Genomic DNA, 21567 nt, shown 5'->3' on the forward strand with positions numbered 1-21567 from the left:
GGCCCGGGATCCCTCAGGGGGTTCCGGGCCCGTCGCCTGTCTGGGGCCGGTTGTGTATTCCAGGCCGGTCGTCCGTCTGGGGCCGGTCGACGTCGTCGCCGGTAGCCAGGTCGCCACACTCCACTTCGAAGACACCGTGACGCGCGAGGTACGGCCGGGCGCCGCGATCACCGCTGAGTTCGGACGCAAGGGCTGCCCAGTGGTCACGGCCGATGAGCACCGGGTGGCCCGGGCGACCGCCGAAGACGGCCTGCCGGAGAACGGCGCGGGCGTCGACCCCCTCGAAGTCGGCCGAAACGCGAAGGCCGACACTCGCGGGCAGCCCGGGGAGGTCGACCAGCGTGATGAGCGCGGCATCGGCGTCACTCGCCGCGGCGGCATCGAGCCCCGCCCGCAGGCTGGCGGCCATCCCCGACGCCCAGTCACGAGCGACCACCACGTGCACGCCGGGTGGCACGAGGCCACGCGCCTCATCGGACGAGGATCCGAGGACCACTGTGACCGAGGAGGATCCTGCGCTGGTCAGCATCGCGCAGGCCTCCGCCAGCCATGGTGTGCCGTCGGGGTGGCGCATCAGCGCCTTCGCCCGCCCCATTCGCGTTCCGGCGCCCGCGGCGAGGACGATGCCGTGCAGGGTGGCCATGGCTTCAGTGTTGCAGGCGTCAGAGCGCCTCAGGCGAGGATGACTTGATCGCGGACGATTTCGATGGTCGCGGCGTCGACGCCGACGACGAGATGCAATGGCGGACGGGCGAGGACGAGGCCATACGCGGAACGGACCCTGGCGGATTCTGCACGTGTGAGGCCGTGGCCGATGCGGTCTGCACGGGTGACGAGAGAGGCGAGGATTGAGAGGTCGTTGAGGTGACGATCACCGATCGCGCCTTCACCAATGAGCATCGCAGACGACTTGGCGACGATGGCTCCTTGCAGTGTGGGGCGGAGGACGCGACCCACGACGCCTTCCACCTCTGCCTCGATCACTTCGGATCGGTCGAGCGCACCTTGCCCGCCCGGTGCTGCGATGGTCCGGCCGCCGGTCACTCCGACCCGGTTGTCGGCTCGCTCGCCCAGGAAGCGCGGGATGAGCACGTCGATCTGCGCCTTTCCCCTCCGCCAGCGGTGCTGGACGCCCCTAGCGCCCTCGATGATGGACGGAGCTTCTCCTGCGGACTCGAACCCGAGGCGATTGAGGGTCGCTGTGAAGTCGTACAGCATCTTCGGCTGAGCCCGAATGTCGAGGACGGTGTCGGCGTCTTGTGTGGGTCGTGGTGGGGCGGCCCCTCGCTCCCAGCACAGAGAGTGAACCATTTGGCCGCCGACGAGTGCCCAGTGCTTTGGGTGCGCCTCGTAGACCTGGAACAGCGCGTGCCATGCCTCGGCCTGCGCGCTCGTCATGGCTGGTGCCCGAATAGTCACGCGTCGACCTCGTGGAAGAGCTCGGCGACGCGGGAGCGCTCTCGGACACCCTCATGATGTGCGAGATCGACCAGGAGAAGCCCGAGGGGTAGAGGCGAGGGCGGCTTCTCGTCGGATACGTGCAGGAAAACGTTGGGCTGCTGGGAGGGGCGGAGCAGGTACTCGCGGCGGATCGCGTCGACTTCTGCCTTGGCGACGCGGGCCTCGAGCTGACCTGCGCCGGCGATTTCGGCCCGCGGATCACTGAAGCCGGATTTGACCAGGCGGTCGTCCTCGGAGAGATCGTCGAGGTCGCTGGGGGCGACCTGAAGCCTCAGGGGTGCGCTGTCTGGTACCCACGCACTCAGGATGCGGTCGGGGTGCGGACTGTGAGCGAGCTCGCTCAGGTAGCGGCGAAGCCGGGCGCGTTCAGAGGCGGACAGGCCCTCCGTGGCATCTCCGGAGAGGACGGCGAGGAGGTTAGCCCGCATACGGTCTGCAAGGGGGCGACTCGCTGCCGGTCGGTGGGCGGAGGCCTGGTCGACAAGCCAAAGACGTCCTACCTGTCGTGCTGGGATTGAGCCCTGCTCGATGAGCGCGCGGACACGTCGAGGTGAAATGCCCTCTCGCTTGGCGAAGTCGGCGACACTCTCCTCAGGCATAGACACAAAGGTACCGCCGTCGGTACGGATCTGTATAGATGCAGGACGGGAGTGCTAATCAACCCTGGCGCCCGCGGCGAGGACAATGCCGTGCAGGGTGGCCATGGCTACAGTTGACCACACCATGATCGACGTCTCCGAAGCCGACCTCTCCGCAGCCCTGCACGTCTCCCGCTTCGTTCGTGAGGTCGCGGCAGCATCGCCCTACGCCGACTGGCCTGCTCTCCGCGACGCCGCGCACGCGTCCGCCACCCCGCTCAGTCCGGCCGAGATCGACGAGGCGATGGAGTCTCACCCGCGCATCGGCGACAAACCGACCGGGGCCGACGCCGCCGCCGAGTTCAGCCGGCGCGAACAGCAGGCTGTCGATGTCGACGACCAACACCTGCTGAAGGCCCTCGCCGAGGGCAATGCGACCTACGAGGCGCGCTTCGACCGCGTGTTCCTGATCCGGGCCGCCGGGCGCAGCCGTGCCGAGATCGTCGACGAGCTCGACCGCCGACTCAAACTCGACGATGACACCGAGCTGTCGATCGTCGGCCAGGAGTTGCGCGACATCGCCGTCCTCCGCCTCGAATCGGTCTACGCCGACGACGCAACCTCGACAAAACCCCGCGCATGAGCCACGTCACGACGCACGTGCTCGACTCGTCGGTGGGGCGCCCGGCGGTCGGTGTGGCAGTCGAACTGCAGGATCCTTCGGGCCTGGTTCTCGCGACCGGCACCACGAATGCCGATGGGCGCGTCGCTTCACTCGGCCCCGACCGGCTCGCGGCCGGCGCGTACCGACTGGTGTTCGCGACCGGCGCCTACTTCGCGGCTTCGGGTACCCCGACGTTCTACCCGCGAGTCACGCTCGACTTCGATCTCGCCGACGTCGAGGCGCACTATCACGTGCCCCTGCTGCTGAGCCCGTTCGCCTACTCGACGTATCGCGGCAGCTGAGCCGGATTTATGGGTGTGACGCCGCACGTAGCCGCGAATTTGAGAGCGATCCGCACCGCGAGTCACACCCGTTACTGCCGATACACGTCGGTAAGCAAAAACCACTCGCAAATTGGCCCCGAGTGGAGCGAAGCGGGCTACAGCTGACAGCTAGTAGTCGGTCCGGCCCTCTTTGGCCAGCCAGTCGTCGAACGGAGCCGACGCGTCGTCCGGGCGCACCGAGTCGATCGGCAGATCCCACTCCGACCGGGGAGTGGCGAACAACTCGTAGAACGCGAGATCGTCGAACCCGCCGCGAGCGGCGTCGTACCTGTCGGCCGCGAACACGACGCGGTCGAGCCGGGCCCAGAGCGACGCCGACAGGCACAGCGGGCACGGCTCACACGACGTGTACAGCGTGGCGCCCGCCAACGAGAAGTCACCCACGACCTGACAGGCGGCACGGATCGCGACGACCTCGGCGTGCGCGGTCGGATCGAAGTCGCGAGTCACCCGGTTCTGGCCGGTCGCGATCACCTCGCCGTCACGCACGATGACGGCGCCGAACGGACCGCCACCCTCGGCGACGTTCTGCTGGGCGAGCGCGATGGCCTGAGCGAGGTATCCCGGATCCTGAAGTGTGTTCACTGCGTTCACGCTAGACCAGCGGAGGCGCGCCAGGCGTCGTTCGCCGGCGGAGCGTCATCGCGCAGGAGGGTCGCCTCGATCAGCCCGTAGGCACGATCGGAGGCGAAGAAGACCTCGCCGCGGTTCTCGATGCCGAAACGACCGAGGTCGTAGTCGAAGTGGTGCTTGTTCGGCGCCTTCAGTCGCACCTCGGCGATGAACGGGAAGGCCTCCATCACGGCCGTACCCATGTGCCAGAGCGTCTGCTGCAGGGCCAGCGACTGCAGGGTCGCGAACTCCTTGACCATGAGCGCCTTGATCTCGGGGTAGACGGCGTTCCAGTCGACGTCGACCGAGGTGAAGCGCCACTTCGCGTCGAGGGCGGTCGCCATCACGCGGTCGTGGGTCTCGGGCAGGGTGGTGAACTCGTCCGAGAGGAAGCCGGCGAACTCCGAACCCGTGCTCTTCAGCAGCACCAGGTCTTTCAGCCCGCCGATCACATACTCGCCCGTGGCGTCGACCGTGATCGCGGCGGTCCGCACCTCCTGCCCTTTGCGCAGCCAGGTGTGGTCGTGCTCGGTGCCGTCGACGAGCGCTCGCTCCCAGGCGAACTCCTCGATCTCGATGCGCGCGCCCTCGACGGGGTCGGTCTCGGTCACGAAGTGGCGTGCGAGTTCGAGACCGTACTGCTCGATCGCCTCGACGCCCTTCGTCTTTGCGAACGCGTACGCCGTGTTCTTCTGCGTGTCGGTGGGCAGCACGTTCGACTGGTCGCCCGAGAGGTACGCCTCGGCGAACGGACCCCGCAGAGCCGTCGTCACATTGAGGTCGTGGATCTCGTGTCGAGCGGTGTCGCGGACGATGCGCACGACGCGCGACTCCGCTTTTCCGTACTGGTTGTCTCCGAGGATGATCGCCATGATGTTGATTCTGTCAACATCGTGTGACAGGGATGTTTCACCGTCGTTCCGGGCGATGACGCGAATCGGGCCGGAGTCGACTGTCATAGCGCTCAGGATCCCTCGTGGCCGGTTCCGATCCGCTAGCGTCGACGCGTGGCATCGAAAGCACAGCGAGCAGCGCAACGTCGCAAAGAAGAGCGCCTTCTCGAGGAGGAGCGCACCATGCGCCGACGACTCCTCTTCATCGTGCTCGGCGCCGTCGCGACCGTCGCGGTCGTCGTGATCATCTTCGTCAGCACGATTCATGCGAGCGACAACGTTCCGGTGCCGACTGTGTCGCCGAGCCCGTCGTCGAGCGCGACTCCGTAGAGCGCAACTCCGTGAGCTCTGGGCTGGGCGCAGTCCCGGCCTGCGGCCTGCGTCGCTTCCTCAGGATCCGGCGGGTGCGACCCGGCCCAAACGCATCACGCCACCGGCCGCCGCACCCGGGGCAACGTCTGCACCACGAGGCGGTACGACTCGGCGATCAGATCCGCCACGAGGTCGTCGGGCAGGGCGCCGTCGAGGTCGACCGTGATCCAGTGCCGCTTGTTCATGTGGTAGCCCGGCGTGATCTCGTCGTGGTCGCGCACCAGCACGAGGGCGTCCTCCGGATCGACCTTCAGCGTGATCGACCCGCGATCGCCCACGAGCGGCGAGAGGGCGAAGACCTTGCCGCGCACCTTGTAGACCGCCGTCTCGAAACCGAACGGGTGCGTCAGCTCCGCCGACGGCAGATTGGCGCAGAGGTCGTATGCCGCCTGGTCGTCCATGCGTCGATCCTGCCGCACCGACGGTAAGTTGTGCAGGTGAAGATCAGCCAGCTGCGCCATTTCGTCGTCGCGGCCGAGGAGCTGCACTTTCCCCGAGCGGCTCAGCGGCTCGACATCTCGCGCCAGAAACTCAACTCGTCGCTCGCCGCCATCGAGGCCGAATACGGCAAGACGCTCTTCGACCGCACCGACCCCGAACCGCGACTGACGCGGGCCGGTCAGGCGGCGCTCGCCGACGCCTACGCGGAGCTCGCCAAGCCCTCGACCCCGCCTCCGCCCGAGCCGAAGCCGGCAGGCGGCAAAGCGAAGGCCTCGAAGGGTGTCGGACGCGGCAAGGTGCTCAAGGGCGAACCCAAGCCTTTCAAGAAGCGTCAAGGGCGCTGACGCGGATCCTGAGTTCTCGACGGGACGAACGCTACGACGTCTGCTGCGTCAGACCGTGCTCGGTCTTCTCCCAGTAGTGCGGGCGGGTCAGCAGCTGCCAGAGCCCCTTGTAAGCGGCGAGCGAGTGCAGGATCCAGTACACCGGGTTCAAAAGTGACCACAGGATCAGGTTGAACGTTCCGCGTTTAAAAGGCCCCATCATCGACAGGTACACCATGATCCCGTTGCCGATGAGGAAGTTGAACAGGCAGATCCAGAGCACCCAGACCGGGAACACCGACGAGATGACCGTGCTCGGGATCGCCAGCGAGGCCGCCGTCAGCAAATAGAACGGGATCACTCCGAGGAACGTTGCCGGTGTGCCCCCGATCAGCAGGGCGAAGGCGAGGAACCGGACGATACCGACCTCGCGGATGAGGGCGACGGGTCGCCTCGCGTGCACGAGCGTGGTCTGCATGTAGCCCTTGATCCACCTCGATCTCTGGCGGATGAAGTTCGGGATGGAGGTGTTGGCCTCCTCCATCGTCGTGGAGTTGATCACGCCGACGCGGTAGCCGATGGTGGAGGCTCGAATGCCGAGGTCGGCGTCTTCGGTCACGTTGTATGGATCCCAGCCGCCGAGTTCGATGAGCGCCTCGGTGCGGAAGTGGTTCGACGTGCCGCCGAGGGGGATCGGGAGGTTCGAGCGGTCGAGGCCCGCGAGCATGTAGTCGAACCAGTACGAGTACTCGAGCGTGAACATGCGGGTGAGGGCGTTCTCGGTGGCGTTGAAGTAGTTGAGCGCCGCCTGCACGCACACGGTGTCGTCGCCGCCGCGGTCGAACGCGATCAGGGCCTTCTTGAGCTGATCGGGATCGGGGGTGTCTTCGGCGTCGTAGATCACGAGGTAGCTGCCCGAGGCGAGGAAGAGGCCGACGTTGCAGGCGCGGGGCTTCGTCTGCGGGTGCCCCTTCGGCACGGTGACGATGTGGAAGTGCGCCGGCGGCTCGGCCTTCTCGATGGCCTGGCGCGTCTCGAGGTCTTCCTCTTCGATCAGGATGAGTACCTCGAGCTTGTGCACCGGGTAGTCGAGCCCGCCGAGGTTGTCGATCAGCTGCGCGACGATGTTCGCCTCGTGGAACACGGGTACCAAGACCGTATAGACCGGCAGGTCGTCGTCCGAGAGCTCGGCGACCTCGGTGTCGGTGATGCGCTCCACGACGTCGAACCGCGCGCCCTGTAGAGACACGAAGAACTTGAAGGCGGTTCCGGCGAGGAACACCAGGCTCACCGTCGCCAGCACGCCGATCGCCGTCTGGCGCGGCCACAGCAGAGCGAGCACGACCAGCGCGATGCCGAAGACGAGGCCCGAGATCTTCTGGCTTCTCGAGAACACGATCCGGCCCGAGAGCTCGGGGTTGCGGAGGAACAAAGCGTTCGCGGCGTCATCGGCGACCTTGTCGCCGAAGACTTTGAGGGCGATGCTCTTGAGCTCCCACGGCCCAACGCGCGTGAAGACGACCGGCTCGTCGAACTCTTCGCTGAGAGCGTCGGCGAGGGCGGCGTCGTTGAACCTCTCGGTGGAGGCGATCAGGAGGGTGCCGTCGGCAAGCCGGCGCAGGGGCAGCCAGTCTTCGGTGATGTAGCGCTGCCCGGATCCTCGTCGAACCAGGTCGAGGTCGATCGAGTGGGCCCAGGCCGGATCGAGCGACAGGGGGCGGCCGGCGCGGTGCCGACCAGCGCCCGGCTCGGAGACCAGGGGGGTCGAGGTCGTCGTGGCGTCCATATCAGTTCCATCCGAGCGCGTGCGTGAGAGAGCCCATCCAGTCGAGCACGACCGGACGGTTGTAGGCGGCCGCCCAGGCGATGATGATCTGCGCCCCCGCGACGATGGTGATCAGGGTCGTCGCCCGCCTCGTGGTGGCGGCGGGCAGGATCGCGATGCCCATCATGGTCATGATCAAAAACGTGTTGCCGGCCGCGTTCAGCGGGATGAGGTCGAACACGTAGCCGAAGATCAGCGCGACGAAGAGGAACGTCGAGATGAGGATCGCGCCGGGCCGTCGGACGAGCAGCGCCAGGGCCCAGCCGGACAGCATCGGAGCGAGGATCAGAAAGCCGTTCAGGGTTGTGACGAGCTGCGGGAAGAGCGCCCAGCGAGTCGGGTCGTAGGTGAACTGGGTCGTCAGCACAGCGAAGGGGCGGTGGAGGAACACGAGCTGGAGAAAGAACACCGTCACGAAGGTCGACAGGGTGGGGAAGAGGATCACGAGGATGTTCGAGGCACGCGCTCCGCGCTGACCTCGCCGTGCGAGCGTCAGCAGGGGCGCGGTGACGCCGGCGACGGCGATGTAGACGAGGCCGCTGGTGCTGCTCAGGGCGCTCACCATGAAGAGGAGCCCGGCCCGGAAGCCCGCCTGGGTGTTGCGGTTCACGATGAAGCGGAACATGTTGATCGCGCCCACCCCGAAGAACGCGATGCCGAGGAAAGCCTCGAAGTTCGTGGTGACCGTGTAGGCGAAGAGGGGATTGACCGCGAGGGCGATAAAGAACGCGGTCGCCTTGATCCGGGGGAACCGGCGCTGGTGCATCACCTCGATCATCTGCTGCAGGAACGGCCCTGCCACGACGGCGCCGGCGATACCGAGACCGAGCGTTCCGCCGGGGATGAGCGAGGCCAACACCGTGCCGATCGGCGGGTAGAGGCTGCCGACCCACGACACATCGGCGCGGGTCCAGTCGATCTGATCGACCCGGGCCAGGAGATCCTGGTTGACGGTCGTGCCCGACGTGAGTCCGCCGGAGAAGTGCTCGATCAGCGCGATGACGACGAAGGGCGCGGCCAGCGCGAGTCGTAGCAGCCAGCGGTTCGAGGCTTTGCGGGGGAAGGCGTCCAGGCGGACGCGGGGCTGGCGGGGCGCGACGCGCGGCAGGACGGTCGACTCTGTGCGCGCGGGGGCCGCCCCGGTCGGCAGGACGGTCATCGCGTCGCCTCGACCGGTATGGCTGCGCTCAGGTCGTCGAACACCCGCGTCAGCCGGCCGACGTCATCGCGATCGACCACGGTGCTGAACAGCACGCGGTAGCGCTCCCAGATGTCCGCGACGACCTCTCGGCCCTCCGACGTCAGCGAGACCAGCAGGCTGCGCCGATCAGTGGGGTTCGGTCGTCGCGCGAGGTAGCCGGCCTTCTCGAGGCGGTCGGCGAGGAACGTGATCGTGCTGGGGATCTGACAGAGGAGCTGCCCGAGCCGGGTCAGGGTCATCTCGCCGTGAACGCGAAGAGTCAGCAGGGCTCGAAGCTCGACGGCGCCGACCCCGTGGTCGACAATCAGCTGCGAGGTCATGCGCTCGTTCTGACCCTGAAACCGCTGGAACGCGCCCAACAGGTGGTGCACGCTCGTCTCGTCGGGAGCCTCGGCTGCGCTCTGGGTGGTGATCACGTCTACTCCCGGTGGATCTCCGGTCTGAAGTTCAGAGGCCGGATAGTCCAAGGGTAAAAATTCTCACCGTCCGTTCCAAGCCCCCAAGGGAGGGGTGTAGACGGGTCAGACTGGAGCGATGCGCACCCCCACCGCCCTCCTCGGCCTGGCAGCCCTGACCGCAAGCGCCGTCGTCACGAGTGAGCTGATCACGCCCCGCCCGGCGGTGGCCGCGATCCGGTGGCTGTTCGACCGCGGCACCCGATCATGCGTGCGCGAGATGGAGCAGTACTCGACTGCCGGGCCGGTGGTGGAGCGCCCGGGTATTCGCTACGGCAGGATCCGAGACGACCTTCGCTACGACCTCTACCGCCCTCTCGGCGAGGTGCGCCCCCGCCCGACCATCGTGTGGATCCACGGCGGCGCCTGGGTCTCGGGGTCGCGGGCCGACGTCCGCCCCTACGTCCGCGACCTGGCCTCCGAGGGCTACACGACGGTGGCGGTCGACTACACGGTCGGCCCAAACGCTCGCTACCCCACGCCGCTCCGCCAGATCGACGACGCCCTCCGGCACCTCCTCTCCAACGCCGCCGAACTCGGCGTCGATCCCGGCCGGATCGTGCTCGCCGGTGACTCGGCCGGTGCGCAGCTCGTCAGCCAGCTCGCCGCCGCCGTGACGAACCCCGCCTACGCCGCGCGGATCGGCTTCGAGCCGAGCCTCCGCCCCGAGCAGCTCGCAGCGACGATCCTGCATTGCGGCATCTACGACTTCGAGGCCGTGGCCGAACTGCGGGGCATCATGGCGTGGGGGTTCCACAAGGCACTGTGGGCCTACACCGGCACCCGTCGCTGGACGCGCTCGCGGCGGGCGGCGGGCCTCTCGACGCTCCCCGCTCTCACCTCCGCCTTTCCGCCCTCGTTCGTGTCGGGCGGCGACGCGGATCCCCTCACCAGGATCCAGTCGATCCCGTTCGCCGATCGCCTCACCGAGCTGGGAGTGCCGGTCGCTCGGCTCCTCTGGCAGGACGGGCGCCGACCCGGTCTGCCGCACGAGTACCAGTTCCACGCGCACCTGCCCGAGGCCCGCGAAGCCTACGAGGCGACCGTGAAGTTTCTGAGCACGACCCTCAACCCCTAGTTGAACCGGATATCGCGAGAAGACCGCGACCCTAGGAATGGAGGTTGATCCGGCCCCAAAATCCCCCCTAGGGTGGATGCCGATGACAACGACAGACCTCGCCTCCGTTGAGCCGCTAACCCGCCGCTCCGGTCGTCGAGCGGCTCCTGTCGTCTCCCAGAGCAACGACCTTCCCCGAGTTGCCGGTGCGTCCGAGGTCGGCGGCGCATCCGCCCCGGTGCTCGACACGGTCATCAGCCCCCGCCGCGCCGCGCGAGCGGCCCGCGAGGCCGCCGCTGCGGCCGAGCTCGTCTCCGGTGCCCCCGCGGCTGCGCCCACCTCGCCCGTCGTTGCGCCCGCGGCCACCCGAGTTGCAACCGAGGCGCCCGTCGTCGAGTCGCCGGCCGTGTCGGATCCTGCGCTTTCTGCCCCGACCTCGTCGACCACCGGCTCGTTCGGCGGGCTCGCGGCGAGCATCCCCGGGCACGTGCACGGGCGTCGGCAGACGTTCGTCTCGGCTCCTGCCGCTCCCCGCCGCCGCACCGCCCCGCAGACCGCTGCGGTGCGCCCGGCCGCAGTCGCTCGCACCCGTCGCGGCAGTGTCGCCACGACCGCTCGACGCGTCGGTCTGCTCACGATCGTCTGCGGCATCGTCGCGACCAGCATCATCCCGGCGCTCGACGCCACGCAGAGCCAGGCATTCGCTGCGGGCACGGGTACGGGCGCCGCATCGGTTGCGTCGGGCAGCCAGCAGTACGCCGTCTCGAGCAGCGTGACCACCACGGTCGGAGCCCGCGACGGCTACGGCGCCACCTCGGTCGTCGACTACGAGAAGACCGCGATCTCGGCCCGCGAAGCCCTGGGGGTCACCGACTACACCGGGCCCTCCGCCGCCGACTACCTGGCCAAGCCGCTCTACGATCACCTCGATCGCGCCGAGGTCTTCCAGGTCGCCCTGCAGTACCTCGGTACCCCCTACGTGCACGGCGGCGGCGACCCCTCCGCATTCGACTGCTCCGGCCTCATCATGTTCGTCTACGCGCAGTTCGGCATCGACCTGCCGCACTACGTGCCGACGCAAGACGCCATGGGCACGACGATCTCGCAGAGCGAGGCCGTTCCCGGCGATCTCGTCGTCTTCGACAACGAAGAGCACGACGGCATCTACGCGGGCAACGGCATGATCCTCGACGCGCCGAAGCCCGGCGGTTTCGTGACCGTCCGCCCCATTTGGGATCAAGCGCACCACTTCGTGCGCATCGCCGGCTAGGTCCGTTCAGGACTCTGGCAAAATCGGCCGATCTGGCGCCTGAGCGGGTGGAAACGACGCTTTTGCCAGCGTTTTGAACACGCTCGGGCCCTCAGTCTACGAATTCGGCTTTTATTGGCCTGTCTCGCGCGTGGTCTGACCTGTTTTGTCGGCTGACGGCCCGGCCTAGCGCTACGAGAGTGCAGAAAACGGCCCCCGAGCCAGACTCGGGGGCCGTTTTGTGCACTCTCGCCGAGCGGGTCAGGCCTTCGGCTCGGCGTCGGGCTCGACGTCGGCCGCATGCGAGCCGTGCGTCGTCGCGGGCGCCGCGGCGTGGGCCCCGTGCCCGGCGTGGATCGGCTCGGCCGGGTGCTCGGGATCGGCCGCGTGGGCGCCGTGCGCGCCAGCACTGCCGTGCGCGTCAGCACGGCCAGCCTCGCCAGCACCCGGCTTGTCGCCTGCACCTGCACCAGCACCGGCACCGGGCTTCGCGCCGGCTGGCGCTCCGCCGAACCCGACGCGCTTCGGCAGTGCGAACACCAGCACGAAGGCGGCCACGGCGAAGATCGCGCTGACCATCATCGCGTGCGCCGACGCGGTGGTGAACCCGGCCGCGAACTCGGCACCGGCGTTGGGGCCCGGCTTCGGGGTGACGATGCCACCGAACAACACCGAGCCGATGATGGCGATGCCGACGGCGGAGCCGATGCGTTGGATGGCTGCGATCACGGCCGAGCCGGATCCTGCGTCTTTGCGGTCCACTGTCGCGACGATGAACTGGGCGTTCGGCGCGATGAAGAGCCCGTTGCCGATACCGGCGATGGCGAGCGGCGCGAGGAGCATCCAGTGCGAGAGGTCGGTGCCGGTGACGTTCAGCAGCAGAAGCCAGATCCAGATGAGGCCGATCGCGACGAGGGCCGTTCCCACGATGAGGACGGTGCGACCGAGGCGCTGCGAGAGACGGTTGCTCTGCGAGGATCCGAGGATCGACCCGACCGCGAAGGGGATCGTGACGGCGCCGGACTCGAGCGCCGAGTGCTGGAGGCCGGTCTGCCAAAGCAGCGAGATCGTGAAGAAGATGCTGGTGAAGGCCGCGAAGTAGACCAGCGCGAGGATCAGCCCGCCGGTGAACTGAGGGTGCTTGAACAGCGACGGCGGCACGAGAGGCGAGCCGTCGCGGCGGGCGACCCGGACCTCCCAGAGGCCGAACAGGGCGAGGAGTACGACGCCGCCGGCGAGGGTGAGGTAGGTCCAGAGCGGCCATCCGGCGTCCTGGCCCTGGATGAGCGGCACGAGGAGGGCGACGAGGGCGGCCGAGACGAGGATCACGCCGAACCAGTCGAGGCCGGCCGGAGGGCGCGGGGCGCTCTTGTCGCGCTTCGGCAGCCAGATCGCAGCGAAGATCAGGGTCGCTGCGCCGATGGGCAGGTTGACGTAGAAGACGGTCCGCCAGCCATCGGTGTCGCCGAACGCCTGGATCAGCAGACCTCCGACGATGGGGCCGAGCGCCGACGAGACGCCGATGACGCTGCCCATGATCGCGAAGGCCTTGCCGCGGGACTGCGGCGGAAAGAGGATCTGGATGAACGCGGTCACGGCCGGAACGTAGATGCCGCCGGCGAGCCCCTGGATCACGCGGAAGACGACGAGCTGCTCGTCGGTCTGCGCGATTCCACACGCGAACGACGCGACGGTGAACAGGGCGATGCCGGTGAAGAACACCCACTTGTGGCCGATGCGATCGCCGATACGGCCGGCCGGGATCAGCGCGAGACCGAACGCGAGCGCATAGCCCGAGATGATCCACGAGATCGTCGACTCTGAGGCGTCGAGCGAGGTGCGGATGGTGGGGAGCGCGACGTTGACGATGGTCGTGTCGAGCAGGGCGATGAACATGCCCATGAGGAGGACGACGAGGGATCGCCACGCCGTCTTCGAAATGGGCGGTGCGCTGGGCTTGGAGGCCGCTGCGGTCGCGGTGGTCATGATCGGGCCTTTCGTGCCGCAGTCCGGTAGGGGCCTGAGCGGCCGGTACTGGTGCGGGGGTTGCGGGGTGTGGGGAGGGGTTAAGAGGTGGCGCGGTCGGGCTCGACCCGCGCGCGTTCGTCGTCGACGATTGCCGGAAGATGCTTCTGCAGTTTGTGGAGCCAGTCGATCTCCGAGCGGAGCCGGTGCTCACCGTGGGCGATCACGAACTCCTCGCCGACCGTGAGCCACTGTCGGGCCCGCTCGTTGTTCGCGACGGTCTCGTCGAGCAGGCGCTCGTACGCGTCGACGCGCTTCTGGATCGTACGCGGCAGTTCGTCGAGGCGCTCACGGTCGAGGCGGGCGAGTGCCAGGTCGAACGGGTCGGGCTTCGGCGAGACCTCGAGAAGGGTCGACCGGTGCAACGTGGCGAGGACGTCACGACCCCGGTCGGTGATGGCGTAGACCTGGCGCTCGGGGAAGTGGCCTTCGCGCTCGGTCCGGACCTCGGTCAGCAGCTCGTCGGCCGCCAGCCGCTTGAGGGCGCCGTAGAGTGCCCCGACGCTGATGTCGGTCCACAGCGCGATGCGCTCCTGCTCGGCCTGCAGGCGGAGCTGGTGCCCGTGCATCTCTCCGTAGCGCGCGAACGCGTCGAGGATGAACAGGCGGATGGAGGACACGCGACTACTCTCGCGTGACTAGTGGTTCTTGTCAAGCCGCGTGAAACCTCAGAAGTGACGGGCGAGGCGGCCTGAAAGCCGTCGAATTCGAGGTCTCACGCCTCGTCGACGTGCTCGGCGGCGATCGTGTCGAGCGCCGCACGGTTGCCGCGGATCACACCCCACGCCGCGAACACCAGGAAGAGCACGATCACCGCGACGACGAAGAACTCGGGCGTCGCGGGCCGTAGCAACAGCACGATGCCGCCCGCGGCCATGATGACGCCGCCGATCGTCACCGGCAGCAGCGCGGCGTGGTGCCCGGCCTGCCAGGCGCTCTCGGACGCCATGAAGTAGCGGTAGCGGATGCCGGCGATGCTGTTGATCGGGAGGAGCCCGCCGGTGGCGGCAACGGTCACGCCGACGATCAGGAGGGCGGCGACGAAGAGGACGATGGCGGCGACGATCACCCGCCAAGCCTAGAGCCGGTACGAGACGACGGCGGGCGGGTACTGTCCACCGCATGCTCGAGCACGACGCGCCTCCGGAGGCCCCCACCCGCTGGCTCTTCACAGGCCAACTCGGCTCGCTGTTCGACGACGGCGGCCGGATCCTTCTGATCGAAGCGAAGTCGCTGATCTCGGGCCGTCTGATCCACCGGGCCAAGGCGCACCTGCTGCTCTCGGCGATGCGGCACCGCGCCCGCGAACTCGGCGATCGCTGCGAGTACCACCGCGTCGACAGCTACGACGAGGCGTTGGCCGCGCGCACCGAGGCGGGCTTCGACAACGCCGACCTCGAGGTGATCGACCCGACCTCGTACGCGGCGAGGCGCTTCGTGCGGAACGTGGGGTGCAGGATCCTGGTCTCCCGCGGCTTCGTCACCGACGAGAGCGTCTTCCGAGAGTGGGCAGATGCGCGCAAACCGGGCTCCAGGATCCTGCTGGAAGATTTCTATCGGACCGTGCGGGAGCGCACCGGGCTGCTGATGGAGGGCGACCAGCCCGTCGGCGGGCAGTGGAACTATGACCACGACAACCGGGCCGCTCCGCCGAAGAACGCCGTCACGCTGGGTCTGCCGGATCCGTGGTGGCCGACCGAAGACGACATCGATGACGAGGTGCGCAGCGACCTCGACCGCTGGCAGGCCGAGGGGAGCGTGACACTGGTCGGGGCCGACGGACCACGCCGGTTCGCAGTCACCGAGTCGGAGGCGACCCTCGCGCTCGATGACTTCGTCGAGTCGAGGCTCGGCGACTTCGGGCCGTTCGAAGATGCCACGCTGACCGGCGACTGGACGATGGCGCACTCGCTGCTGAGTGCGCCGCTCAACCTGGGGTTGCTCGATCCGCGAGCCGTCGTCGAGCGGGTCGCAGCCGAGCACGCGAACGGCAACGCCCCGCTCGCGAGCGTCGAGGGGTTCGTGCGGCAGGTCGCCGGCTGGCGCGACTACGTGTGGCACCTCTACTGGTATCTCGGCGAGGGCTACACCACCGGCAACAACGCGCTGGAGGCGCACGAGCCGCTGCCGGAGGCGTTCACCACGCTCACCCCGGACGCGATCGAGGCGAACTGCCTGCACCATGCCATCGACGGGGTTCGCGAGCACGGCTGGGCGCATCACATCCAGCGGCTGATGGTGCTCGGCAACTGGGCCCTGCAGCGCGGCTACGACCCGAAGGCGCTCAACGACTGGTTCGTCGACATGTTCGTCGACGGCACGCCCTGGGTGATGCCGGCCAACGTCGTGGGCATGTCGCAGCACGCCGACGGCGGCATCGTCGCGACGAAGCCGTATGCCTCGGGTGGCGCGTACATCAACCGGATGACGGACTACTGCGGCGGCTGCCGATTCTCGCCGACGAAGCGGCTGGGCGAGGATGCGTGCCCGTTCACGGCCGGGTATTGGGCGTTTCTCGACCGGAACCAGGCGCGGTTGGCGACGAACCACCGCATGGCTCAGCCGTTGGCCGGGCTGCGGGGTCTCGCCGACCGCGAGGCCGTCGTGGCGCAGGAGCGGGAGCGGCCGCCGCTCTAGGTCGGAGTGCGGCCCCGGCCCCGCCTACTTCTTCGCCGCCACGGTGAACGACCCCGCCGCCCGGTGCGCCGACCCGTATCCGGTCGCCGTCAGCAGGTGCTTGCCCGCCTTGAGGCTGGCCGTCTTCGTCACTGGAAAGCGGATCGTGCCCTTCGAGCTGGCCGTGATCGTCTGCAGGACGACGCGTCCGTCGAGCGTCGCCTTCACGCGCTCACCCACCCGGAACCCGGATGCGCTGAGGGCCACCGCTTTGCCGGGCGTGACCGTCGCCGGGCTCGCGCTGATCGTCGTCGCCGGGGCCTGGGCCTCCGCGCAGGGGTCGCCGGCTTTGCCGACGGCCGGGGCCGACGCGACCGGGCGACCCTTGTCGGTGATCACTCCGTCGTCTTCGCGGACGGTCAGCTGGCCGATCGAGTCGCCGATGATCACGCCACCCTGCGTGTTGCTGAGGGTCATGCCGTAGCCGGTAAGGGGCTGATTGGACGCCTTCTTGTCGCCCAGCAGGGGGATGCTGACGGCCTTGCAGGTCTGCCCGGGCTGGAACGTGACCTTCTGCATCACCGCGGCGACTCGGTCGTCGTAGGCGTAGTCGAGGTCGAAGTAGACGGCCCCGGCCGAAACCGCCGGCTTCGACAAGACAATCGCGGCTTTGGCGCTGGCGCGCCCGTTGCCCTCGTCGATGGTGCGGTTCGCCAGGCTGGCTGCGACCCGCGTCGTACCGCCCGGAGTGCCGAGGGTCGGGGTGGGCAGCAGCGACAGGTCGCTGAGAAGGATCCCGCCGTTCTTGGCAGGCACGTCGATGGTGACCTCGGTCACGGCGGTGAGATCGACGGCGCCGGCGCCGGCGCCCGTACCAGCGGTCGCGAAGGCCGAGAGGGGGATCCGCGCCTGCTGCAGCAGGGTCTTGCGTGGCGCACTGGAGCTCCCCGGCAGCACCTGTCCGGCGTCGCTGAAGTCGGAGAGGCGCCTGGTCGACACCTTTCCGGCGGCGTCGTGCAGGCTGATCGAGACGTCGGCGGCCTTGGTCGCCTTATCGTCGGGAGTGAGTCGCAGCGAGAGTGTCGAGAAGCCTGAGAAGTCGCGAGCGGCCGCAGCGACGGGCACGTGCACCTCACCGCCGGTCTTCTTCGCCTTCGGGACGACGTGCAGCGACGGGGTCGACGGCACCGACGGTGCCAGGTAGGCCTCGGTGAAGTCGGGCACCGTCGTCACGTAGCCGTCGACGCAGGCGGGCAGGGCCGGCGCTGCGCCGTACCCCATCGCGCTCGCGCAGGTGACGGCGGTGATGTCACCAGAAGTCGTCACCGAAGGATCCTTCGTGGTGAAGAGGGCGAGATCGCGCCGGGTCGCACCCGGGAGCGAGGCCGACACTCGCAGGTCGGCGTCGCCGATGCTCGCCGGCTGGCGGTTGCTTCCATCGAACATCGGCAGGAACCGCTGGTCGCCGCCGAGGGTGAGGCGGAAGAATCCGCTGATCAGGGTGGTGCCGACCGCCGACTGGCGATCCGCCGACAGGCGCGTGGTCGTAGCCGACTTCGCCCCGCAGACCGCGTCTTCGTCGTCGTACCAGTCGTCGGACGACGCCAGCTTGTACTTGCTGGGCGTCCAGATCGAGTTGAAGAAGTTGTGGTCGGCGCCCATGACCAGCACGGAGGAGCGCAGCACGTCGTCGCCGAAGGCCGTCCGGGAGTCGTCGTAGAAGTGCTGCCCCTGCAGATCGGAGACGTCGCCGTCGCAGTAGGGGAGCACCACGGCCATGTTCGTTGCGGGAAGGGTCATCCGCCCGAAGTCGGTCGGGGCGAGGGGGAGGACGGCCTTGATCCCGAACGGGGTGGCGCGCTGCTGGTTGAGCAGCGCCGCGCGGACGACGCCGTCGCCGCCGCGCGAGTGCCCCATGAGGCCGACGTCGTTCAGGTCGAGCTTTCCGGCGAGCAGGGGCGACAGGCCGGGGGCCGTGCCGGCGTCGGCGCGCTTGAGGAGGTCGAGGTGGTCGAGCACGAGCTGGCCGCGGGCGACCGCTCCGCCGTCGTCGGCGAGTGAGCCGTCGAGGGCGTTGATGGCATTCGCCGAGATCGAGACGACCACGTAGCCGTTGCTCGCCAGCGCGTTGGCCGCCGAGTTGTAGCCGAGGTAGCTCGGAATCTCGGTCTGGTGTCGCGTGCACGGCCACGCCTGCTCGCTGGGGAGACCCCCGACGCAGGCTTCGTGGCGACCGTGCAGGAACACGACGACCGGGCGCTTGCCGGGGGCATCCGTGGGCACGAAGACCGCCGCGCGCATCTCGCCCTTGCGACCGCCGAATCCGCGGAGGGTGACGGCCTCGTCGCCGAGGTCGTAGTCGGCGCGAGCGACGGTGTACTGCCCGGTGGCCGCCGGGTCGGTCGAGAGCGGTGTCGGCTTGTTGTCGGGGGTGACGAGGGGGGTCGCATCGGCAGCCGCGGCACCGGTAGACGACGCGTCGGAGTCGCTCGACCAGCCGAGCTCGACCGATTGCGCGCTCGCGGCGGCGGGATCGGTGGTGGTCACGGTCAGCTGACGCCGGTCGAGGCTCTCGGCGGCAATGCCGACCGTCTGACCGTCGACCTTCAGCACGGGGGCGGCTCCGCGCAGGGGCACCGGCGAGTCGACGTCGAGCTTGACCTCGTAGCCGCCCGCCGTCTTGGTGACCGTCCAGTCGGAGCCCTCGGCCACGGGCGCACCCGCGGCGGCATGCGCCGGAGTGGCGAGCGCGGTGCCCGCCAGGGCCAGCACGCAGGCGACGGCGGCGGCGCCGAGCAGTCGGCCCCGCAACGGTGTGCGAATTGTCGTCGTTCGACCCATGATCGTCCCCTCGTGCAAGCAGGGGGAGCGCCAGCGCGTCCCCCGCCGGTCACACTAGGGCACCGAGCGGCAGCGGCGCGAGCACTTTACGGTGCGATCGAACGCTGACCGGAGCACGGAGCGCAGGATCCTGCGGTTCGCCGCTCCGGCTTCGGTCGAGGGCGCTCAGCTCCCGGCCGCGTTGCGGACGAGACGCTCGGCGTACGACGCGAACCACACGCCGGCGTCGGGCCCGCCGTTGCAGTTGCCGTCGCTGATGCCGGGGGTCTTCACCCAGAGCAGTGCGTCGAGCCCGGTGGTGCCGTCGGTGGCGTGCGGCTGCTGGCCGAGCCCTGCGCCGTCGGGGTTGCACCAGGTGCCCTTCCAGCCCTGGCCGTTGCGCGAGACGTCGATCACGTAGTGCGAGTCGCCGGTCAGTGCCGACACCTTCTCGGCGAAGGCGCGTTCGTCGTCGACCCCATAGAAGCTGGCGACGTTGGTGAAGAAGCCGCGGGCGTCTTCGATGCCGGCCTTGTCGAGCCGATCGGCGATCACGTCGGGCTGCACCCAGTTCGAGTTGCCGGCGTCGAGGTAGGCCGGGATCTTCGCGGCCTTCAACTGCTCGACGGTCTTCTTGATGAGGGGGAGTCGCCGGTCGGTCTCATCGGGGCAGTTGCTCAGCATCGCGAGCGAGTCGGGCTCGATGAGCACGGCCGCGCGGTGGCCATCGAGGGTGTCGGCGATCGCCTGCGTCCAGATCGGGTACTCCTCGGCGCTCCAGCCGCCGGCGGAGTAGTCGCCGCAGTCGCGGTTCGGGATCGCGTAGAGCACGAACACCGGGGTGGTGCCCTCGGCTTCGGCCGCTTTCACGTTCGCGCTCACGACCTTCTTCACCTTCGCGACGCTGTACTGGTCACCGAGCCACATCGCGACCGGCGTCTGCGCGATCTCGTCGGCGGCTGCTGCGGCACGATCGTTGCCCTTGTCGCGGAGGCTCTCCGCCGCGCGAGCCGCAAGGCTGTCTTTTTCGCGGTAGAGGCCGCCCTCGAAGATCATCGACGTGGGTTCGTTCTGGATCGTCACGGGGGCCTTCGTGCTGCGTTCCGGGGTGGGCTCGGGGCTCGGCTGGCCCGCTGTGCAGGCGCTGGCAAGGAGGGCCAGCCCCGCGGCGATCGCGGCGACGGCGAGGGGGCGTGTGCGGTGCGGGTGGCGCGAGCGGCGCCTGAGGTGCGGTCGTGTGGTGCGATGAGTCATCGGGCCCCGATCGGCGAAGAGGTTCGGTGGGCGCCCTGCTTCGCACGCGCCTCTAGTCCACCACGCCCCCTTCGCCCAGGGCAATCGTCGCCGCCCGGCGAGACCTCGAATTCGACGTCCCGCCGGGGCGAAAACCCGTCGATTCCGAGGTCTCAGCGCCGCCGAGCCGCGAGTGCGAAAGAGGCGACGGCGATCACGGCAGCGGCCACCATCACGACGGCCAGCGGCAGCGCGGTGTGCTCGCCGCCGAGCCCGACGAGCGGCGAGACGAGCGCCGCGAGGGCGAACTGGAGCGCTCCGAGCACGGCTGAGCCGGTTCCGGCTGCTCGCGGAACTGCGGAGAGGGCCAGGGCTGTGGCGTTTCCGAGCACGAGGCCGAGGCTCGTGACCGCGACGAAGAGCGGCACGGGCAGCCATGCCGTGGGGGCGCCGAGCAACACCAGCGCGAGAATGGCCAGCGTCGCCACCAGGATCAGCGCGAGACCCACCCCGACCAGCGACCGCTCGGGCCGGGTCGCGGCGAGCTTGGCCGAGATCGCGCTCATTGCGACGAGCCCGACCGCGTTGAGCCCGAACAGGAGGCCGTACTGGGGTGCCGACAGCCCGATCATGGTCTGATAGACGAACGGCGAGGCCGAGATGTAGGCCATCATGACGGCGAACGCGAAGGCGAACGCCAGCGTGTTGCCGACAAAGACGCGCGAGCGGAGATCGCGAAGACCCGAGGATCCGGCCGCCGCCGCCGACACCGCGGCCGCTCTCCGCTCGGGCGTGTGCGACTCCCGCACCACTGCCGCGACCGCGATCGCACTGACGGCCACGATCCCGAAGACGACCCAGAGGATCCCGCGCCACCCGATGCTCGACACGAGCAGGCTCCCGACGAGCGGTGCGACGACCGGGGCGACTCCGCCGACGATCATCATGAGGCTGAACGCCTTCGCGGCGGCCTTGCCGACGGCGAGGTCGGAGATGATCGCGCGTCCGATCACCATGCCGGCCGCACCGGTCAGTCCCTGCGCGAGTCGTGCGGCGATGAGGATCCCGATGGTCGGGGCGAGCGCCGCGACCGCGCTGGCGGCGATGCAGATCACGGCGCCAATGAGGAGGGGACGGAGTCGTCCGAAGCGGTCGGAGAGGGGCCCGAAGACGAGCTGGCCGATCGCGATGCCGATGAGGAACGCGGTCAGCGAGAGCTGCACGGCCGTGGCGCTCGTGTCGAGTTCGCGGGTCATCACCGGGAACGCCGAGAGGTAGAGGTCGGTGCCGAAGGGGGCGAGGGCGGAGAGGAGGGCGAGGACGACGAGGAGACCCGGGGTCAATCCCTTGTGGCCCGTGGGCTGCGCGATCGTGGCGGTGGTAGTCATAGTTATAGAA

At 68.7% G+C, this 21567-nt stretch carries 22 protein-coding genes; 7 read left to right on the forward strand and 15 right to left on the reverse strand.

Features of this window, described 5'->3' with window-relative positions; translation table 11 throughout:
- Positions 1–13 precede the first annotated feature (13 nt).
- From EDF39_RS03210 to EDF39_RS03220, 3 genes are read right to left on the reverse strand one after another with little or no spacing between them, the layout of a single operon-like run.
- Positions 14–643 (reverse strand): NTP transferase domain-containing protein, encoded by a 630-nt coding sequence (locus EDF39_RS03210; protein WP_123940439.1) that lies wholly within the window; start codon positions 641–643, stop codon positions 14–16.
- A 29-nt stretch (positions 644–672) separates the two neighbouring features.
- Entirely contained in the window at positions 673–1398 is a 726-nt protein-coding gene (locus tag EDF39_RS03215; RefSeq protein WP_233572945.1) for a hypothetical protein, read from the reverse strand.
- A 17-nt stretch (positions 1399–1415) separates the two neighbouring features.
- Positions 1416–1889, reverse strand: a complete 474-nt coding sequence (locus tag EDF39_RS03220) for a hypothetical protein (RefSeq protein WP_055961561.1) — start codon at positions 1887–1889, stop codon at positions 1416–1418.
- Positions 1890–2163: 274 nt separating this feature from the next.
- Between EDF39_RS03220 and uraD the strand changes: the two genes are divergently transcribed.
- Positions 2164–2682, forward strand: a complete 519-nt coding sequence (gene uraD / locus EDF39_RS03225; protein WP_123940443.1) for a 2-oxo-4-hydroxy-4-carboxy-5-ureidoimidazoline decarboxylase — start codon at positions 2164–2166, stop codon at positions 2680–2682.
- Positions 2679–3005 (forward strand): hydroxyisourate hydrolase, encoded by a 327-nt coding sequence (gene uraH, locus EDF39_RS03230; RefSeq protein ID WP_055961555.1) that lies wholly within the window; start codon positions 2679–2681, stop codon positions 3003–3005. Before uraD ends, uraH begins: the two co-directional genes overlap by 4 nt.
- A 150-nt stretch (positions 3006–3155) precedes the next feature.
- Here the strand turns inward: uraH and EDF39_RS03235 are convergent, their stop codons facing one another.
- Together EDF39_RS03235 and pucL are read right to left on the reverse strand one after the other, a co-directional pair.
- Positions 3156–3632, reverse strand: a complete 477-nt coding sequence (locus EDF39_RS03235; protein ID WP_123940445.1) for a nucleoside deaminase — start codon at positions 3630–3632, stop codon at positions 3156–3158.
- 5 nt (positions 3633–3637) lie between these two features.
- Complete coding sequence (gene pucL, locus EDF39_RS03240; protein WP_123940447.1) at positions 3638–4531, reverse strand: factor-independent urate hydroxylase; 894 nt, start codon at positions 4529–4531, stop codon at positions 3638–3640.
- Between the two features lie 135 nt (positions 4532–4666).
- On the opposite strand from pucL, the gene EDF39_RS03245 reads away from it, so the two are divergent.
- Positions 4667–4882, forward strand: coding sequence for a hypothetical protein (locus EDF39_RS03245; RefSeq protein ID WP_123940449.1), 216 nt, complete (start codon positions 4667–4669; stop codon positions 4880–4882).
- 95 nt (positions 4883–4977) lie between these two features.
- On the opposite strand, the gene EDF39_RS03250 is transcribed toward EDF39_RS03245, so the two are convergent.
- The gene (locus tag EDF39_RS03250; RefSeq protein WP_055961546.1) at positions 4978–5325 is read right to left on the reverse strand and encodes an MmcQ/YjbR family DNA-binding protein; all 348 of its coding nucleotides are present in this window, start codon (positions 5323–5325) and stop codon (positions 4978–4980) included.
- A gap of 36 nt (positions 5326–5361) precedes the next feature.
- Here EDF39_RS03250 and EDF39_RS03255 point away from each other — a divergent pair, with 36 nt between their 5' ends.
- On the forward strand, positions 5362–5709 hold the full coding sequence (locus EDF39_RS03255; protein ID WP_055962423.1) for a LysR family transcriptional regulator: 348 nt from the start codon (positions 5362–5364) through the stop codon (positions 5707–5709).
- Between the two features lie 31 nt (positions 5710–5740).
- Here the strand turns inward: EDF39_RS03255 and EDF39_RS03260 are convergent, their stop codons facing one another.
- The 3 genes from EDF39_RS03260 to EDF39_RS03270 are packed head-to-tail and all read right to left on the reverse strand — an operon-like array spanning position 5741 to position 9130.
- Positions 5741–7474, reverse strand: coding sequence for a glycosyltransferase (locus tag EDF39_RS03260; RefSeq protein WP_123940451.1), 1734 nt, complete (start codon positions 7472–7474; stop codon positions 5741–5743).
- A 1-nt stretch (position 7475) separates the two neighbouring features.
- Positions 7476–8672 carry a hypothetical protein gene (locus tag EDF39_RS03265; protein ID WP_199726126.1) on the reverse strand — a complete coding sequence of 399 codons (1197 nt, stop codon included), beginning with the start codon at positions 8670–8672 and terminating at the stop codon, positions 7476–7478.
- A complete protein-coding gene (locus EDF39_RS03270; protein WP_199726127.1) occupies positions 8669–9130 on the reverse strand; it encodes a MarR family winged helix-turn-helix transcriptional regulator in 462 nt (153 codons plus the stop codon). Before EDF39_RS03270 ends, EDF39_RS03265 begins: the two co-directional genes overlap by 4 nt.
- Before the next feature lie 118 nt (positions 9131–9248).
- Here EDF39_RS03270 and EDF39_RS03275 point away from each other — a divergent pair, with 118 nt between their 5' ends.
- Both EDF39_RS03275 and EDF39_RS17765 read left to right on the forward strand, forming a co-directional pair.
- Complete coding sequence (locus tag EDF39_RS03275; protein WP_123940453.1) at positions 9249–10247, forward strand: alpha/beta hydrolase; 999 nt, start codon at positions 9249–9251, stop codon at positions 10245–10247.
- An 82-nt stretch (positions 10248–10329) separates the two neighbouring features.
- A complete protein-coding gene (locus EDF39_RS17765; protein WP_158613145.1) occupies positions 10330–11496 on the forward strand; it encodes an NlpC/P60 family protein in 1167 nt (388 codons plus the stop codon).
- Positions 11497–11736: 240 nt separating this feature from the next.
- On the opposite strand, the gene EDF39_RS03285 is transcribed toward EDF39_RS17765, so the two are convergent.
- From EDF39_RS03285 to EDF39_RS03295, 3 genes are all read right to left on the reverse strand, one after another.
- Entirely contained in the window at positions 11737–13461 is a 1725-nt protein-coding gene (locus EDF39_RS03285; protein WP_123940458.1) for an MFS transporter, read from the reverse strand.
- An 80-nt stretch (positions 13462–13541) separates the two neighbouring features.
- Positions 13542–14120: a PadR family transcriptional regulator gene (locus EDF39_RS03290; RefSeq protein WP_199726128.1), complete on the reverse strand. Its 579-nt coding sequence runs from the start codon at positions 14118–14120 to the stop codon at positions 13542–13544.
- A gap of 95 nt (positions 14121–14215) precedes the next feature.
- Positions 14216–14569, reverse strand: coding sequence for an SdpI family protein (locus tag EDF39_RS03295; protein WP_123940460.1), 354 nt, complete (start codon positions 14567–14569; stop codon positions 14216–14218).
- 53 nt (positions 14570–14622) lie between these two features.
- Here EDF39_RS03295 and EDF39_RS03300 point away from each other — a divergent pair, with 53 nt between their 5' ends.
- Positions 14623–16137: a cryptochrome/photolyase family protein gene (locus tag EDF39_RS03300; protein ID WP_123940462.1), complete on the forward strand. Its 1515-nt coding sequence runs from the start codon at positions 14623–14625 to the stop codon at positions 16135–16137.
- Between the two features lie 24 nt (positions 16138–16161).
- On the opposite strand, the gene EDF39_RS03305 is transcribed toward EDF39_RS03300, so the two are convergent.
- From EDF39_RS03305 to EDF39_RS03315, 3 genes are all read right to left on the reverse strand, one after another.
- Positions 16162–18957: a hypothetical protein gene (locus EDF39_RS03305; protein ID WP_123940464.1), complete on the reverse strand. Its 2796-nt coding sequence runs from the start codon at positions 18955–18957 to the stop codon at positions 16162–16164.
- Positions 18958–19122: 165 nt separating this feature from the next.
- Positions 19123–20190, reverse strand: a complete 1068-nt coding sequence (locus tag EDF39_RS03310; protein WP_123940466.1) for a glycoside hydrolase family 6 protein — start codon at positions 20188–20190, stop codon at positions 19123–19125.
- A gap of 152 nt (positions 20191–20342) precedes the next feature.
- A complete protein-coding gene (locus EDF39_RS03315) occupies positions 20343–21557 on the reverse strand; it encodes a multidrug effflux MFS transporter (RefSeq protein ID WP_123940468.1) in 1215 nt (404 codons plus the stop codon).
- Between the last annotated feature and the right edge of the window lie 10 nt (positions 21558–21567).

This window comes from Frondihabitans sp. PhB161 (genome assembly GCF_003814635.1).
Classification (GTDB): Bacteria; Actinomycetota; Actinomycetes; order Actinomycetales; family Microbacteriaceae; genus Frondihabitans.